The organism is Archaeoglobus profundus DSM 5631 (genome assembly GCF_000025285.1).
Lineage (GTDB): Archaea > Halobacteriota > Archaeoglobi > Archaeoglobales > Archaeoglobaceae > Archaeoglobus_B > Archaeoglobus_B profundus.
On record NC_013741.1, the window covers coordinates 982488 to 998102 of the forward strand.

The 15615-nt window shown below is 41.7% G+C and carries 20 protein-coding genes; 13 read left to right on the forward strand and 7 right to left on the reverse strand.

Annotation, left to right across the window (positions count from 1 at the left end; all coding sequences use genetic code 11):
* Nucleotides 1-3 precede the first annotated feature (3 nt).
* The 5 genes from ARCPR_RS05800 (at nt 4) to ARCPR_RS05820 (ending at nt 3206) form a co-directional block, all read left to right on the forward strand.
* Nucleotides 4-306: a hypothetical protein gene (locus ARCPR_RS05800; protein ID WP_012940548.1), complete on the forward strand. Its 303-nt coding sequence runs from the start codon at nt 4-6 to the stop codon at nt 304-306.
* Nucleotides 284-910, forward strand: a complete 627-nt coding sequence (locus tag ARCPR_RS05805) for a ThiF family adenylyltransferase (protein WP_012940549.1) — start codon at nt 284-286, stop codon at nt 908-910. Before ARCPR_RS05800 ends, ARCPR_RS05805 begins: the two co-directional genes overlap by 23 nt.
* Nucleotides 907-1560 (forward strand): hypothetical protein, encoded by a 654-nt coding sequence (locus ARCPR_RS05810; protein WP_012940550.1) that lies wholly within the window; start codon nt 907-909, stop codon nt 1558-1560. Before ARCPR_RS05805 ends, ARCPR_RS05810 begins: the two co-directional genes overlap by 4 nt.
* Before the next feature lie 139 nt (nt 1561-1699).
* Nucleotides 1700-2170, forward strand: a complete 471-nt coding sequence (locus tag ARCPR_RS05815; RefSeq protein ID WP_012940551.1) for a hypothetical protein — start codon at nt 1700-1702, stop codon at nt 2168-2170.
* A gap of 325 nt (nt 2171-2495) precedes the next feature.
* Entirely contained in the window at nt 2496-3206 is a 711-nt protein-coding gene (locus tag ARCPR_RS05820) for a hypothetical protein (RefSeq protein WP_012940552.1), read from the forward strand.
* 129 nt (nt 3207-3335) lie between these two features.
* Here the strand turns inward: ARCPR_RS05820 and ARCPR_RS05825 are convergent, their stop codons facing one another.
* The 6 genes from ARCPR_RS05825 to ARCPR_RS05850 form a co-directional block, all read right to left on the reverse strand.
* Nucleotides 3336-4559, reverse strand: a complete 1224-nt coding sequence (locus tag ARCPR_RS05825; protein ID WP_012940553.1) for an ATP-binding protein — start codon at nt 4557-4559, stop codon at nt 3336-3338.
* A 166-nt stretch (nt 4560-4725) separates the two neighbouring features.
* Nucleotides 4726-5439: a hypothetical protein gene (locus tag ARCPR_RS09780; protein ID WP_187286405.1), complete on the reverse strand. Its 714-nt coding sequence runs from the start codon at nt 5437-5439 to the stop codon at nt 4726-4728.
* 1132 nt (nt 5440-6571) lie between these two features.
* Entirely contained in the window at nt 6572-7768 is a 1197-nt protein-coding gene (locus ARCPR_RS05835) for a Cdc6/Cdc18 family protein (protein ID WP_012940555.1), read from the reverse strand.
* Nucleotides 7769-7812: 44 nt separating this feature from the next.
* Entirely contained in the window at nt 7813-8136 is a 324-nt protein-coding gene (locus ARCPR_RS05840; protein ID WP_012940556.1) for a hypothetical protein, read from the reverse strand.
* Nucleotides 8137-8139: 3 nt separating this feature from the next.
* Nucleotides 8140-8550, reverse strand: a complete 411-nt coding sequence (locus ARCPR_RS05845) for a DNA replication complex GINS family protein (protein ID WP_048084487.1) — start codon at nt 8548-8550, stop codon at nt 8140-8142.
* Nucleotides 8550-9845 carry a Cdc6/Cdc18 family protein gene (locus ARCPR_RS05850; RefSeq protein ID WP_012940557.1) on the reverse strand — a complete coding sequence of 432 codons (1296 nt, stop codon included), beginning with the start codon at nt 9843-9845 and terminating at the stop codon, nt 8550-8552. The genes ARCPR_RS05845 and ARCPR_RS05850 overlap by 1 nt, the downstream gene beginning before the upstream one ends.
* A 1554-nt stretch (nt 9846-11399) precedes the next feature.
* Between ARCPR_RS05850 and ARCPR_RS05855 the strand changes: the two genes are divergently transcribed.
* The 8 genes from ARCPR_RS05855 (at nt 11400) to ARCPR_RS05895 (ending at nt 15238) form a co-directional block, all read left to right on the forward strand.
* The gene (locus tag ARCPR_RS05855) at nt 11400-12011 is read left to right on the forward strand and encodes a hypothetical protein (protein ID WP_148208686.1); all 612 of its coding nucleotides are present in this window, start codon (nt 11400-11402) and stop codon (nt 12009-12011) included.
* Between the two features lie 715 nt (nt 12012-12726).
* Nucleotides 12727-13023: a UPF0175 family protein gene (locus ARCPR_RS05865; protein WP_012940560.1), complete on the forward strand. Its 297-nt coding sequence runs from the start codon at nt 12727-12729 to the stop codon at nt 13021-13023.
* A 77-nt stretch (nt 13024-13100) separates the two neighbouring features.
* A complete protein-coding gene (locus tag ARCPR_RS09375; RefSeq protein WP_148208687.1) occupies nt 13101-13313 on the forward strand; it encodes a hypothetical protein in 213 nt (70 codons plus the stop codon).
* A complete protein-coding gene (locus ARCPR_RS05875; RefSeq protein WP_048084493.1) occupies nt 13291-13515 on the forward strand; it encodes a DUF3368 domain-containing protein in 225 nt (74 codons plus the stop codon). The genes ARCPR_RS09375 and ARCPR_RS05875 overlap by 23 nt, the downstream gene beginning before the upstream one ends.
* Before the next feature lie 234 nt (nt 13516-13749).
* Complete coding sequence (locus ARCPR_RS05880; protein WP_012940562.1) at nt 13750-14043, forward strand: UPF0175 family protein; 294 nt, start codon at nt 13750-13752, stop codon at nt 14041-14043.
* A complete protein-coding gene (locus ARCPR_RS05885) occupies nt 14040-14378 on the forward strand; it encodes a hypothetical protein (protein WP_012940563.1) in 339 nt (112 codons plus the stop codon). Before ARCPR_RS05880 ends, ARCPR_RS05885 begins: the two co-directional genes overlap by 4 nt.
* A 39-nt stretch (nt 14379-14417) precedes the next feature.
* Nucleotides 14418-14711: a UPF0175 family protein gene (locus tag ARCPR_RS05890; protein WP_012940564.1), complete on the forward strand. Its 294-nt coding sequence runs from the start codon at nt 14418-14420 to the stop codon at nt 14709-14711.
* Nucleotides 14711-15238, forward strand: a complete 528-nt coding sequence (locus ARCPR_RS05895) for a DUF3368 domain-containing protein (RefSeq protein WP_012940565.1) — start codon at nt 14711-14713, stop codon at nt 15236-15238. The genes ARCPR_RS05890 and ARCPR_RS05895 overlap by 1 nt, the downstream gene beginning before the upstream one ends.
* A 119-nt stretch (nt 15239-15357) precedes the next feature.
* Here ARCPR_RS05895 and ARCPR_RS10140 read toward each other — a convergent pair whose 3' ends face one another.
* Nucleotides 15358-15489 (reverse strand): hypothetical protein, encoded by a 132-nt coding sequence (locus ARCPR_RS10140; RefSeq protein ID WP_280959700.1) that lies wholly within the window; start codon nt 15487-15489, stop codon nt 15358-15360.
* Nucleotides 15490-15615 lie beyond the last annotated feature (126 nt).

Below are 15615 nucleotides of genomic sequence, written 5' to 3' on the forward strand. Positions count from 1 at the left end.
ATTATGAGAAAAGAAGATGCAGAACTTCTGAAGAAATTGATAGGTAAAAAAGTCGTAGAAGTTAGAGTAAATCTAAACGACCTACACGACTACGGTTTTGATCTAGTATTTGACGACGGAACAGTTCTTGAGGTTTACGATATAAGGTGTTCAAAGTTTAATGAGGAGTGTAAGAACAAACCAATCAAGCTTTACGATTTCGAGACTGGAAAAGAAGTGTTGCGCAGTGATTTACCGTTAGGCGGAGGAGTAGCTTGGACTGTTAGTAAGCAATCTTTTAGAGGTGATAAAGCTGAAACAAGTTAGAATAATGTTCCTAGGTAGTGGATTTTTAGCATCCAATTTACTCCCTTTTATTTTACCTCATGCTTCTCAAATAATCTTAATCGACAGAGAAAGAGTTGAAGTTGCAAACTACGACAACTACATCCTTCCGAAGGGATACGAAGGTAGAAGAAAGGTTACGGCTCTAACTGCACTAATTCAAATCCTGTCAAATGTCTCCGTAACTCCTATCCACATGAACATCAAATCAGTTGAACAGCTAATAGATCTGCACAGACAGTTAAAGCCAGATATAGCAATCTGTACGTTTGATAACGCTACTGCAAGAATCATAGCTCAGCGATACGCGTTAGAAACGAATACACCAACTCTTTTCATCGGAGTTGCAGAGGACTACATTTACATTGACTGGGATGAGTATGTAGTGCTACCTTCACCGAGTGAGATTGAAGACGAGGTTAGGGGAATAAGGGAAATCTGTTCAAGACTGGAATTCAGAGGCTTAGGAGCTATTGCAAGTGGTTTTGCTTACTACTCATTTAGAGCGTGGCTCGAAAGAGAGAAGAAAGTTGCGTTCATCATATCGACGAAAGATGGGGTAAGTGTGAGCGTGTTGAGAAGATGATAGCCCTAATTGGTTACACTCGTTTTCCCGTCTTTTATTCTTCAGATGGAAAAAAGGTGTTAGGTTGCAAATGTAACGATAAAGAATTTAGAGATTACGTGTGGAGTATTAAGGATAAAGGGGCTGTAGCAATCAGAACTCTGTCCAAGCTCAACCTGAGACGGAGGTTCGTCGTAAAGGACAAGGCAATCAATCCGAGTCTAAGAACTGTCGAGAGTGTTGTAAGAAGAATTTACGTTTATCCGAGCTACGAGGCTGTAGAACCAATAACCAACGCCTACGTTTTAGGATTCACGCTTAAATTTATCAGAATGCCAGTATTTGTTCCGCTAATAGTTATAAGGTATTTGGAAGAAGGAGAGGTTGAAGCTTTACTTGGAATTGCTAAAGTTAGAGAGATAAACATTGACGAGATGGTCGAGTTCCTAAGGAGCTTGGGCATTCAAGTTGAAGTTCGGAGTTTGGTTGAAGGGATCGTAGTTGATTTAGACGATCCGATTGTCGGGTGTTATCAGGTTTTAATCGATGAACAAGGGAGAGTTATAGATACCAACGTTTGTATTGATATGGAAGCTCAACTTTTCCTTCCAGAACTCGTTTTCTTAATTAGACAGCAAGGAAACATTTACATTTATCCGAGAAAGTGGTAACTTTATAGAACATGTGACATAGCTTCCCCGATTACTTCGAAGGGATCGAAGCTCCCAATTAATTCTAACGTCTCAAGGCTTCATCCACACTTGCTAAACTTAAAAAAACCATAAGAACCTTCAGATTGAGAATTTAGGGATGAGAATAGATGAGGAAAAGCTAAAGGAATTTGAAAAAATTTACAACGAAAAAATCGAGAAAAGTAAACCTAAGTACTGTCCGAACTGTGGAGAAAGTGGATTAGATGCAGTAGTTCTCTACGATGTTAAACCTAATGAAATAACAGTTGTCTATGACTGCTACTGTAAAAAGTGCGGATGGAGTGGAGAAATCAGTCCAGATAGCGTAGCAAACATAGACTTCCAAACTACAAGCGAAGAAAGTGAAGAAGTGTGTTGCGTCTGTGGGCATCCACTGGCAATGCACATTGATGAAGATGATGGTTGGAGATGTCATTGTTTGGGACCTGATGGATACCAATGTGAATGTTTCCTAAGAAAAAATAGGGCAAAAGGCGACATTACTTACTACTCGCTCAAAAAAAGAGTTGAACAGTTTAAAGAAGAGTTGAAAAAAGAGTTAAAGTTGCTTCTTGAAGAAGACGATTAGCCTACCGCAAGGGTTAAATTGCATTGGTTCCTATGATAGCCAGCCACCATGGGGGAGGGGTACGCGCCCCGGTTGAACGGGGCTCCACTACTGCCGTAGCCCGAACGGCTAAATTCGGGCGCCATCCTGTCGTCTCCTCCCCCACTCCGGTGGCATCTTTTAGATCTGTTACGAACAAAATTTAGAGTTTAAAGATAAAGATACTAATATAGACATTGCGCAACCTCTAGGTTAGTCTTTTCTCTTACTCTTCTTGTTATTATTTTCACGTTCTTTTGATTTAGTTAAGTAAAGCTTTATCAACAATAGCACTCGTAGTCAATCCATGAAATACACCGTCAGGCTGAAGGGCGAGTTTGACTTAAGTGAAGACGATGTGAAACGGTTTCATCCTTGGATTAATCCTCTACTGGAGGAGATAAAGAAAAAGGGATGGAAATACAGAATTTCGGACGTTAGTGCGGAAGTTCTCGTCGAATTAAATTTAGATGAACTTACACTGACTTTAAAGTACTACCCGCCTCGTATTGAGGAGTTTGATAAGGAGGGAACTTATGAAATCTCTGCTGAAATAGGAAACGAGCCGCCTGCAGTTATGAAAATTCTCTCGGTCGAGAAGTTTAACGTTGAAATCTCTACAGAACACTGCTGGCATGCGGTAGAGATCAACCCGTTTAAACGGGAGGTAAAGTGGATTAAAGATGTTTTGTGGTTTGGTCTGGACAAGGATGGACCGAACAAGCTCAGTGAGGCGAGGGAAGTTTACGAAGTTGCGAAGTGGCTAATTAAGGAGAAGAAGTTTAGACCTGCTGACGATTACGTGGTGGAGAAATATAAGAGGCTTTTAGACCTATTTGAGAAGCCCTACAAGTTTACTCTAACGCTCGAACTCGCCGTGGAGGATATAGATAGAGTGCCAGGCTGGGAAGAGCTTAAGAAAGATTTGTGCCACTTCTTTCGCGAGAGAGGATTACTTGTCGAGCTAAAAAAGGGAGATAAGGACGTATTCGGTTTGTTTAGAAAACCTCTACCATAGCTGGGTAGTTCTCAGGATAAGAGGATCATTCTCTCGAAAGCCCTTGAATGAAAATCTAAGGAGGAAAAGTTATCTGCAACGATCCTTCGTCGCGAAAGTAGCAGATAGCCAGAACGATATCTTGCTTTTTTATTTAAGCATTTCTAAGAAATCTGACCAATCCCACACTTCAACATCTTCTGGGAATCTTTTTAGAGAATCTTTGCATGGGACGATTAAAATTCTCCTTGCATTAAACTTTGATAACTTTTCCTCAATACTTCTAAGTTCTTTTTCGTCAATGTTTTTCTTCCATTTGACCTCTGCAACGACTTTTATCCTTTTATACTCTCTTAGGGCTATGTCTACTTCGAGTTCAGGCTTTGCAATCTTTACGGGTTGTAATCCAAAGATCTTAACCAAAAAATCTTCAAAGAACCATTCCATATACTTAGGAATCCGTTCGGCGAAAATCATCTTAACCCTATTTTCGTCTATATCCGCCTCGAAAAATCCGTATTTTTCGTTCAGATAATACGCAAAATCTGTGATAGGGGACACATGGCGATACTGAAAGGCTTTTCTCCTCCTACCTTCAACGGGTATAGCCTTAATCAGTCCCATTTGAATGAGGTTTCGCAGATATTGGGAGATTAATCCTGGATTGTCCTTATCGATTAAACCTCTTGAAAACAAGTAGCTTGAGATTTCCGAGGAGTACACCTTGCCATTTGCTATAGAACTTAATATTGCTGAGTATCTCGTAGTCAGCTCAACATCCTCTTCGGTGAATACTTCTCCTATTAGGTAGGGAACGTAAACTTTCAACTCTTCTTTTATGTGTTCTATGACCTTTCTCCTGTACCTTTCAACCTTTTGAGCGAGCCAAGGCTCTCTAACTATGCACGCTACTTCCAACAAGTCCTTTCCTCTTAAACCAAGTCGATGTGCAAATGCTATAGCATCTCTTGGATCGACTAAACCAACTTCTTTCAGTTCGAGTAGTCCAAGTAACGGACTTTTGATTAGGTTTCTGAAGTAATGCATTGTGGAAGTGATCAAAATTATTCTACCCCTTCCACTTAAAGCCTGTAATGTTGAAAATATGGGCTCGTCAAGTCTGTGAAATTCGTCAATTACGATTCTTTCCTCTCTAATCAATAAGGGTAAAATCTTTTGAAATTCTCTTTGGGTAAATTCTTCCCCCTTATCAACGTCTACGAGTGTCTTATTCCTCGTGGTTATGAAGTATCTATCGTATTTTGCCCTCTCCCTTACGTAAAATGTTTTTCCCGTTTTCCTTCTTCCGTATATAAGTAGCCACTTGTAATCCTTCAAAGCGTCTTCGAGCTCTCTCCTTGGTATAATCGCCATTATTATAACCTCCGTTATAATAACGGGGGTTAGAACATATATGTCTTGTCGTACGATTAGAGAAGTACAATCTTGAGTCGTATGTTTTCACGGAAATATATAACTAAATCTTGATTTTCGGTAGGGTTTGAAACAGTTATTATCCAGCGTGAGGTATCTTGTATCATTAACGATACAATGATTTAAATACTCTTGAATTGTTAATAGGGCAATGATTGAGAGGAAAGTGTGGGGGAGAATAATAAGAGATTTTTTGGAATGGGATGTGGAACTGATAAGAAGGAGCGTTAAGTATGAGATACCTAAAGTTCAAAGAGCCTTGACCATAATTGGACCGAGAAGGGCTGGGAAGACTTACTTCATGTCCCTCCTCTCGTCTCGTGATTTCATTTTGAAGAGTACATTTTCCCCCCTCATCTAGTTCTTCGACTGTGTCGAGAATGCGGAGTGCTTCGTACACCATTGCAGCCTTCTTGGCGAGGACATCATCTTTTATTTTCCTAAGCAAACTGGGCAGTCTGGACTCGACTGAAATATTAGTCCCACCGAAGTGCAGTTTGTAGGATCCATACGTACTCTTCCAGAACATTAGGAATGTGAAACCTATTAGTGCTAGGCAGATCCCTACAATAGGGACTAGTAGGGTGTTAAAGCTGGTGAGTACTAGAGAGATCGCCAATGACAAGGATATGAAGATGAGGGCCAGTACGAGGTTTACAGTCCCGTCTTCTTTGACTATTGATAATGTCGTTATTGAAGCAAGTGGAATGTAGTGCTCGTCCCCATCGGGAGTCTCTATGAAGATGTGGTCGTCTCTTACTTCTAGCCTGCAAGGTACCCTCCTGAAGGATATTTTCGTGGTTACCTCGTACTCCCCCACATTATCTTAACTAATGCGAGACTATAAATATTGTATATGATTTGGTTTGCATTTGTTACGAAGCATTAGCTAGGACCTCATCCAATTTCAATGCGGTTAACTTACAAATACATCTTAATTTAAGCATCTTAATTTAAGGTGTCACGTCCGCGACCTCTCTACCACACCTCGTTTGCAAACACTAATCGATGACTAGTTAAAAAGTTCCTCAGTTGCATGCAAAAACAAACCTCTCACTACAACACGAGCACCAAACATATGGAACCCCCAAACAAAGTCAAAACCCCAAAGAACAAACCTCATAATTTATTCATTAATTTTAATAATTTTACAACCCCCAAGCACACACAAATTGCAACTACTAATTCAGTGAAAGGGTCACGTGGTTGGAGGATGATGGTCGCGAGGTCGCCGACCACCCTCTCCCTATCCCCTCTCTCCCTAACCCATCCTCAAATCATTCACAAAAAAGATTGCTTCCTCTCTCTTGATCTCTCTTCTCTCTTTAAGACTCTTTAACGAAGATCTTTCTTCTCCTCTCTTCTCTTCTTGAACATAAGATTGTTTTTTATAGAGAAAGAAATATAATATGTCAAGTAAAAACCTATAAATAGATGTATATTGTGTAGTAGATTAGGAGACTAGATTTATGAATATAAGAAAAATAATAAAAATAAATGAAAAGAAATGAATTATAAGAAGAAGAGAAGAAGATCTTTCTTGTAAAAGATTGGAAGAAAAAGAAGTTGTTGGAGAAGAAGATTGTTGAATTGAAGTGGGAGAACTTTCTTTTGTTTTGTTGAATGAAAAAAGTCGTCAGAGGAGAGAGCTTCTTTTTTCTAGAAGGTTTGGAAGATAAGTGGGGGTGGGGTTGATTTGGTTCTTCGAAGTAGTAGTTGTAATTTGTGTGTGCTAATGTCTAGATGGTATAGATAATCTGTACTGTACAGATGGTATAGAAGAGGGTTTTGGTTGTTGTAGGATCTGTTCACTGAATTAGTAGTTGCAATTTGTGTGTGCTTGGGGGTTGTAAAATTATTAAAATTAATGAATAATTTAACTAATAACCGAATTGCTAAGAACGAACAAACTACGAGATCCAGAGGTTAGTTATCTTCTGCAACTGTTCGAACTATCTTCGTGGTAGCACTCTTGCAAGCTGAATCAAAGTGTCCCCATTATCCCTGTTCACCAATGGTAGAGACCCGATCAATGCTTGCAAGACAGTATACTTATCATAACATTCCGGAAACTTTATGAAATATCTCCACCCTCTCCCCAAGCCTTGGCCTTTCTTAACTAACTCCACGAAACCCATGAGTTCAAGCTTGTTCCTGTACAAAGCCCACGTTCTATACGCTTTCTTTTCCAAACCCTCGAAGATCTTCTTTTCAATTAGTTCATTACACTTTTGATACGCTTCTGAAGGCGATATGAAATCGTTAACGAGAACAACCAACAATAACAGCTTCTCGTAGTCTGTCATTTTGTTAATGCTATCTAGTACGTACTTGTCTTCGACTTCTCTTACAGCCTCCTTAGCCAAATCCACGTCAATCTTTTCTACTCCCCTCTCTATCGCGAGATCGCCAGCGGTAAGCAGTACATCCAAACCAAAGCGGACATCACCACCATTTTGTACTGTCACCGCTGAAACGTACGGTATCACATCGTCTTCCAAAACACCCTCCTCAAAACCCAAACTCGCACGGTATTCCAATATATCCCTCAACTGTTCAGCATCATAGGGGTTGAAGAGAATCTTTCGTGGTCTCCAAGACGATAAAACCCTCACATCCGAAATCTTACCCTCTAAGAACAGCTTGTTTGAAATAGCTACAATACTCACACCTATCGTCCTCGTTAGATGATAAAGTAGTTCTTCCGACTTACCAGCATAAATCAGCTTGTCAATTTCATCTATGATGACTACAGCAATCCTCCCCCTCGTAGCATCTTTAAAAACGTCCAGCACTTCCCACAACAGTTGCCCTCTATAGTGCTTTACGCCAACACCCATGTCCGTTAGCACATCCGCGAGCGTTTTCGCAGGAGATGTTGAGGCTACAGCGTAACCGAATAAAACATCGTCAGTTTCAAGTCTTTCTCTTAACTCTCTTAAAACGAACTTCACTACTGCCGTCTTACCCGTGCCCGTGTGACCAAAGAGCACGACGTTTGGTGGCGTATCCCCCTCCAACGCGAAGCTCAAGTATAATCTCAACTTGTTAATTTCTTCCTCCCTGTATAATAGCCTGTCTGGTACGTAGTGATGTGCTAATGCAAGCCTACTCTTGAAAATCTTCTTATACCCTCCATTAGTAACCACGCTACATCTCTCTATACTACTCCCCTTACATACTCACGTCATATCTACTTGCAAGTTGCGAATACTAAAGCTTTTCCATGTCTAAGCTTGAACTCGTAAATCTCCTTCAAAACATCGTACTGCTCAAGACTCCAGCCGACATGACAGATATCGTGCTTATCCCTATCGTGAACTATCAGGAACCCTTTTCCCTTCCGCTTATTAGTCCTCCAGAGATTACCCACCCTACCGCATAACGGGCAAATAACTAGAATCTGTAGTACGTAGTTAGTACTGCTCCTCGCAATCTTCCACTTGATCCCGCCAGTTTCCCTCCACCCATCCTCGAAATCGTTAACACGTACGGTTTTAACCTTTGCCAGCACCACGCCTCACACCTCCTTATCCTCTGACTCACTCCTCTCAACGGCAAAAAGAGAAGGAACGAGCTTGGCCTTGAAATCCTCAATAAGAGCCTTCAAATCGTGATAGAGCTGAAGCTCTGGTTCACTAAGCTCAGTCGGAGGATTAAGCCTCCTGAAAATAAACATAAAGATCTTGTAAATCCTAGCATCAATGATTCTTCTAACAACACTAGTCAAAGTAGCATAAGCGTCCAAAACTTGACCGTAAGCGGTATCATCGTCAGAATGGAGCTCCAAGTCCCTCTTTAGCTTCCTCACTTCAGCCTCTACATCCTCCCAGAATTGCTTGTCTAGTGGCACCAATTTTCCTTCTCGTGTTTGCTCGTAAATATCGAGAATCCTGTAAAACCTCTCACTATACTCGTACGGTAGCTTCATCACTCTGAGCCACCTCCTTCACCACTAGAACTCATCAAGACCTCTCTTACAGGCCCCAAGTCCGGATCGTTCTCAATCAAATATTTGACAGCATTAGACGGACAGTTAAGACGTACAAACACTTTAGGACTACGCGCGCCCCATCCCCGCTTCCTCTTTATCTCTATGACTCCAAGCGTAGAAAGTCGAGTAAGATACGTGGAAAAAGAATTCTTACCAATACTGGGCAAACCCATAACCCGGTGATAATAATCCTGCCGCTCGAACACATCATTAGTGTGCACAACATCCGACCCCAACTCTTTCATTAGCTGGTATATAGCTACGAGCACGAGCTTATCAGATAGCGATAAAGCGTCAATCAACTGCTGTCCGCCACCCCTAACATCGTACTTGTCGATCAAATGCTTTATCAGCTCCGAATCAACACGCGTCAGACCCTTCTTCACCAAATACTCACCACAGAACCTCAACAAATTCAACCCTCTGCGAATATCACCCCCTTCCCTAGCAACATGAAACGCAAGCACATCGAGAGCCTCCTCGTCAAAAACACCATCAGCAAAAACCAACCGAACCCTCTCAAGCAAGATATTCTTGCACTGCTCAAAAGTATAAGGCTTGAAATAGATAGCATTCAAAGTATCAAGCAAACTGAGAACACTCGAATCAGCAATCTCTTTAATCAAGTTAACCCTACTAGTAATAATCGTAAAACTCATGTTAGGGGTTTTCGTCATAAGATGCAACATCTGCTCAGTAGTCGCCCTCGCGCGAACTTTCGGCTCCTGCTGGAGAAGAGTGTCAAAATTGTCAATACAAATGTGAAGATAAGACTCCTCCGCCGCCCCTTCAATCAATTCAAAATACTTGAGAAGCGATATCCCCCTCTCAGGTACATCCAACCCAAGATAACGACAGATCGAATAAAGCAAAGCCGACCACTTGCCCCTCGCAACAACATAGACAATCTCGTAATCCTTAACCCCTTCTTCTTTCAAATAATCTTCAACAACTCTCTTCGCAATCAAGAAAGACATCGTCTTGCCTGTCCCTGGACCACCGTGAATGATCAGATTTCCCGTTACCCTGTTCCTTATCAGATCAGAAATCCGTGAACTGATCTCAACAACCTCTTCTACCCTATACTTCGGGTTTTGTGGAAGATAGTCGTAAGACAAGTATGTAGACCAACCACGCGCTTTGAAAATCCGTGCCTCCAACTCTTTCCTCATCTCAAGCAATTTCACGAAGCGTTCAACCGACTTGTCATACCTCTTCCAATTCCCCCTCATCATCACCACTCCCTACCTAGTTACATTCGAAGTCCTACATAACTAAATAGGGTTGAGTAGTATATACTAGTTTATTCCAGACGCGGTGCTCCCTTAATACAAAGTGCACCCGTCCGCGAACCCTCAGCCTCCTACCCCACTCCGCGACCTCGCGACCCGACCGCAACGCAACCGCACTGGCAACCACAACGGACTCGCGCCCCCCAAAAGAAGCAAAAACCCCAGCCAAAATCAACGCGAAAATAAAAAAAGAAAATAAAAAAGGAAAGAAAAAAGGAAAAAAGAAGAAAAAAGAGAAGGAGAGAGAAGAAAAGGAAAAAAAGAAAGAAAATTGGCAGAAGAGAAGAAAAATCAAGTGGCCAATAATCTTGGTGGCAATAGAAAAGTGGCAAGAGTGGAAGTGGCAAGTGGAAATTGGTTCTAGTGGCTAAAGTGGCCGATAATTAAAGTGGCTAGTGGTCTAAGTGGCTCAATTGGTTAAGTGGCCAGTAATTAAAGTGGCCAAGTATATTGGTCGAGTGGCCAATTGAGTGGCAATAAGTGGCCAAGTGGAAGTGGTAGAGTGGTTAAAGTGGCAAAAGTGGTAGAGTGGCTCAATTGGTTAATTGGATGAGTGGCAAGAGTGGCCAATTGGGTAACGATAAAGTAGTAAGCGGTAATAGTGGCTAGAGTAGTCAGATAGCTCAATTGGTTAATTGGTTAGTGACAGTGGCCATGTATATGGTCGAGTAACCAATTGGGTTACAACTCACAAACATCTCTCCAGTACTGGGTATCTAGTAGTGGCAATAGTGCGAGGGTTCGAGTATGACCCCCAGCGAGGGGGGGGGTTAGGTATAGTGACCCTCGCAACTGGTGTTGTTGACGACGTAGTGTGCTAGAGTGTAGCACAAATTTTCTGGGTTTCTGGCTGGGTTGCGGGGGCGTGAATCCCTTGCGGTTGCGGGGGCTCGCGCGGATTTTTATCGACTCCGCTTATAATTTACGAGCGCCGTCCATTAGAGGCACCTAATTTCTTCTCTCAAATAAAAACCCACGACGTACTCTTATCAACCCGACGAGGAATTCTGGTAGAACTTGGAAGTGCAAACGATTGGAGATAAAAATCTGGCACGAATTGAAGGGTTTTTAAGGAATTTCTAGAGGACGAAATTTTGCTATTTTCAGTATTTTTGATTAGATCCTGCGAGGGGTTAGTGATCGGGAATTCGAGCGGAATTCTCGCTTTTCCGAAAACCGTTTTTATTGGGCTACCTTATGTATTCTCAGATTTCGATTTTAGCTGATTCAAAGTCTCTCATGCCTTCTATGGGTTAATGGGGTTAGAATCTCCGTTTCCGGGGTTGCGGGAAAAGGCTTAATTCTTTATCCGAGCCGTGACGGGCGAATACTCAGCTCTCATTACTTCTTTTTGGTAAAGAAGAAAATCGTTTTCTCGGATTATCAAGCAATTTTGTACTCATCGTCTTTTAGTTTATTAAGGTTCTGTGCTTCTGTAGTTAAGTATATAACCCTGTATTCCAAAGTAATCTTCGGAATCTAGGAGGGATGAGCATGAATTATAAGAAAGGGGTTATAAAGACGAGCATATATTTGGGCGGCGAGGTCGCGGCCATACTGGAAGATGTCAAGAAGCAGTATGGCATACCCAAGAAAGTAGCCATTAACGCACTACTCGACTATGCTATCCGTAAGCTGATGGAAGGAGCAGTTGATGGGGACGACGTGATCAAAGCGATTAGTGAAGTCGTGAAATCCCAAAGAAGATTGCTCAAGCCCTTTTTGGACGAGCTACAGTTGAGGATAGAGGTCGAAAACTTGTACGAGGAGGTTAAGAAGGCTGGTAAGAAAGATGTTAGGAAGTATAAGGCTATCCTGGGAAGGCTTGAGAAGAGATTTGGAAAGAAGAGTATTCTCTTGGATGAGGGCTTGGCGAGGAAGCTTGAGTTCATTTATCGTAGGCTTTTCGAGCTTGAGAGGGGTATAGTAGTTGAACCAGTCCGCGAGGTCGCGGACGTGGTTGAGGAGCTTGAGAGACTTTACGAAGAATACAGGAGTTTGGGTGTTTTGAACGTTGGAAGGAAGAGGGAATTGAGAAAGAAGTTGGAAGAGTTGATAGGAAAGGCTAAAGAACTCGGTATTGACGTATCCAAGTACGAGCTTTAGCTTCAGTTAGTAGGAAGGTTTAAATATTCGTTTGCTATAATATCACCTTAGTAGAGGCGTAGGTGTTGGTGTATACCTAAGTAAGTAAGAATGTTTACGTTCGGGATCCGGGGCGTCCCTAGGCTCCGCTGGAGCCCGGAGGGGTTCGAGGATCTCTCCGCGGACGCCCAGCCACCCCACAGGGGTGGTGGATCCCGAACGGCCCGTGTGGGAACACCCGCGTTGCGGGTTAAGACCACGCGGGTTGTTAAGCTCCGCCGGGTGAATCATGATCCCGGAGAGGAGCGCCCCCCGCTGGGGGGTTGGGATAAGGGAATGCTTCGAGCGACAGGGTACGGGAAAGGGAATTGCATGAATGACAAAAAGGCAGAAACGTGTGCCCCCGCCCCCGAGGGGGTGAACTTGGTAAGGCTGGTGTGCTGGAAAGGGATTAGACGGCTGGAGGTGGTTTGGAAAACCCGCATAAAGTGAGGATTTAGGGTTGGAGTGACGAACTCCTACCCCTTTAGTTGACGTAGAGATAATAACGTACCACCATAGGATATTAAGGGATACCCACACCCCCTTAGTTGACATGGAACCAGTCCGTGGACTCCCCGACTAACTCTCAACAACTATGCAGGAATAGCATTTCATTGTTCATGTTGCTACGAAGTTTCCACGTCAACTAAGGGGGTTAAGGTTTAAGTATTAAGATGAATAAGAAGTTTAATACATGGGAGTAACGTTGACGACAAGGGTTGACGAAAGACTTGCGAAGCTTATCGACGAGATAGCCAAGGAGGAGGGGATGGATCGATCGACAGTCATGAGACGATTTTTAGCCAAGGCCGTGAGGGATTGGCTGATCGAAAAGAGTCTGAAGGATTATGAAGAAGGTAAGATAACACTATGGCAAGCTGCTGAAAGATGTGGTCTATCCCTTTGGGAGATGATTGAGGAAGTCAGGAGTAGAGGTGTACACATTCCCTATACGTTGGAAGATTTGAAGGAGGATGTTGAAGACTTATAATCGTTTCTAACGCTAGTCCATTAATATACCTCGCTAAAGTCGGGAAGTTGGAATTACTCAAGATTTTTAGCGAGGTGGTGATTCCGGAGGAGGTAAAAGTTGAGGTTGTAGATAAGGGTAAGGAACTGGAAAAGGCAGATGCTTACGTTGTCGAGAGGGCTATAGAGGAGGGTTGGATCAAAGTAGTGAAGACGGAGTTGATAGACGTACCTATAAAGCTTCATCCCGGGGGAAAGAGCGGTTCTATCGCTTGCGAAGAAGCTTGGAGTGAAGGAAGTCCTAGTCGATGAAAAGCCAGCAAGATTTGTCGCAAAACTCCTCGGCTTGAAACCAAGGGGAACAATATTCGTCCTATTGAAGGCTTTGGAGGGAGGTTTAATCGATTTCGATGAATTTTTGGATACTCTTGACGAGCTAATAAGACATGGTTTTAGGATAAAAGAGGATGTTATCATCGAAGCAATAAGAAAAGCGAAAGAGTTACAGAAATAGCACTCTTTCGATCTACAGACTACGCATAATCTTCCAGAAGACCTGATAGCTTGTGGGGGGGGTGTGAGGATACTTCTCGTCGTAGTTAAGTATTTGTCTTTCAGTTTCTTGGGTTGTAACTATTGATAAGTGGTTTTCCACTGTTCTTAGCTCAACTTATTTTGAAATTTAGCTTTACTTTAAATTGATAAGGTCCAAAAAATATATCTATATTTCAGGAGTAGATGATGAGTAATGAGTTTGAAGGTATCAGCATTTGAGAAGGAGGTTAGTGTGCTATTAAAAAAGTATTCTGAGGAAGAATTGCTTAAGGAAGCGATAAGGGCGTTGTTTGAAGTTAATCCGCAACTTAAGTTGGAGGTAGCTGTAGAGCTTTACAAGGATGGAGAAATTTCGCTGGAAAAGGCAGCCGAGATAGCCAGTATGGGTGTTGTAGAATTTAGAGAAATCATTAGTCGAAAGTTTGGACGGGAGGTAGATTCTAAGGGTATGGAAGAGCGTGTAAAGAAGTTGGAAAAGTACTTATGATTGTTCTCGACACAGATATTTTAAGCTGTTTTTCGAAAATTAGGAGGTTTTATCTCCTTGAAGAACTGTTTAAGAGGCAATTTTACATTCCTCCAAGAGTTTATGGGGAGTTACTAAAGGCTAAGGAGAAAGGATACGATTTCGTAGATTATGCGTTAAAGCTAATAGATGAAGGAAGAATTAAGATTGCAATTCTAAGTGAAGATGAGTTATATACAGTTAAGGAGATTGCAAATATGAGAAAATTAAGTTTTAGTGAGATAGGAGCGTTAGCACTGGCAAAAAAAACAGAAAATGGCTCTTACTTTTGTATAATAATTCTTGATTTGTACTGAGGGAATAACACTTATGTATTCTGACAGCATACGATTGATATGAAAGTTAAGACGATCAGGTTGGGAGAAGATAAGATTCAGGAGATAGAAAGGATAGCTAAAGAAGAGGGAAAGCTAGTTTCAGAGGTTTTGCGAGAGATTGTTGATAAGGGACTCAAGGAGTACAAAATTGAGAGAGCAATTGAGAAGTATCAGAGGGGATTACTCTCTCAAGGAGCTGCTGCTGAAGAAGCAGGATTAACAATACAAGAATTTCATCAAGAGCTGAAGAAGAGAGGATTTACACTTAGAATGGATGTAGAACTTATTAAAGCAGAATTGGATGATCTCTAATGCCCGTAGTGAATTCATCTCCCCTTATATATCTGGGAAAGGTTGGAAAGTTGTATTTGTTAAGGGAGCTCTATGGCTCACTGAAAATTCCATCCGCTGTTTACCGTGAAGTTGTAATAAAAGGTGAAGAAAAAGAATTTGAGGATGCTTTAAGAGTTAGAGCGGAAATAGGCAAATTCTTATTCGTACACGAGCCTAAGGTAGAAACAGTAAATAGTATCAAAGAGCATCTAAAGAAACTAAATTTTCGATTGAGCTTGGGAGAAATTGAATGTATTGCACTGTGTTTGGACACTAACGATAGAATATTCCTGTCAGATGATGACGATGCAAAGAAATTTGCCAAGATGTATGGAATCGACGGAAAAGGAACGATATACATACTCCTTAAGTCTTATAAAGAGGGAATTTTAAGCAAAAGGGAATGTATCGAGACTTTTGAGAGTATCGTTAAAAAGGGTTTTTGGGTTAATGCTGAGGTTGCTAACCTCTTCTACAGAACCCTTGATAGAATCTCAAATCCATAAATGGAGTAAAAAATGAAGAGTTTGAGTTTGTTCGTTGGCATGTTATACCTTTTCTAATTCTTCGAGAAATCTTGAATATACTTCGATTGATATTCTAAACCCTTCTCTGATCATTATGTTTAGTATTTTTCAGCACTATCCTTTGAAATTAAGCCGTTTTTAACGGCCAAATACAAAACTCTAAGAGTTCCGATGGGTTTAACTCCTAAGCTTGATGCAACCACTCTTGCTGTAGAATCGTCAACGAGCAATTCTAATGATTCCCTTAGAGCGAATTCTATTGCTTTGGCTTCACCTCTCTCAATCTCATCGAATTCCTTCTCAGTTTGAACTTCAACGACCTTTATCCAGCCATCTTTAACAGCTCTTTAACTTTA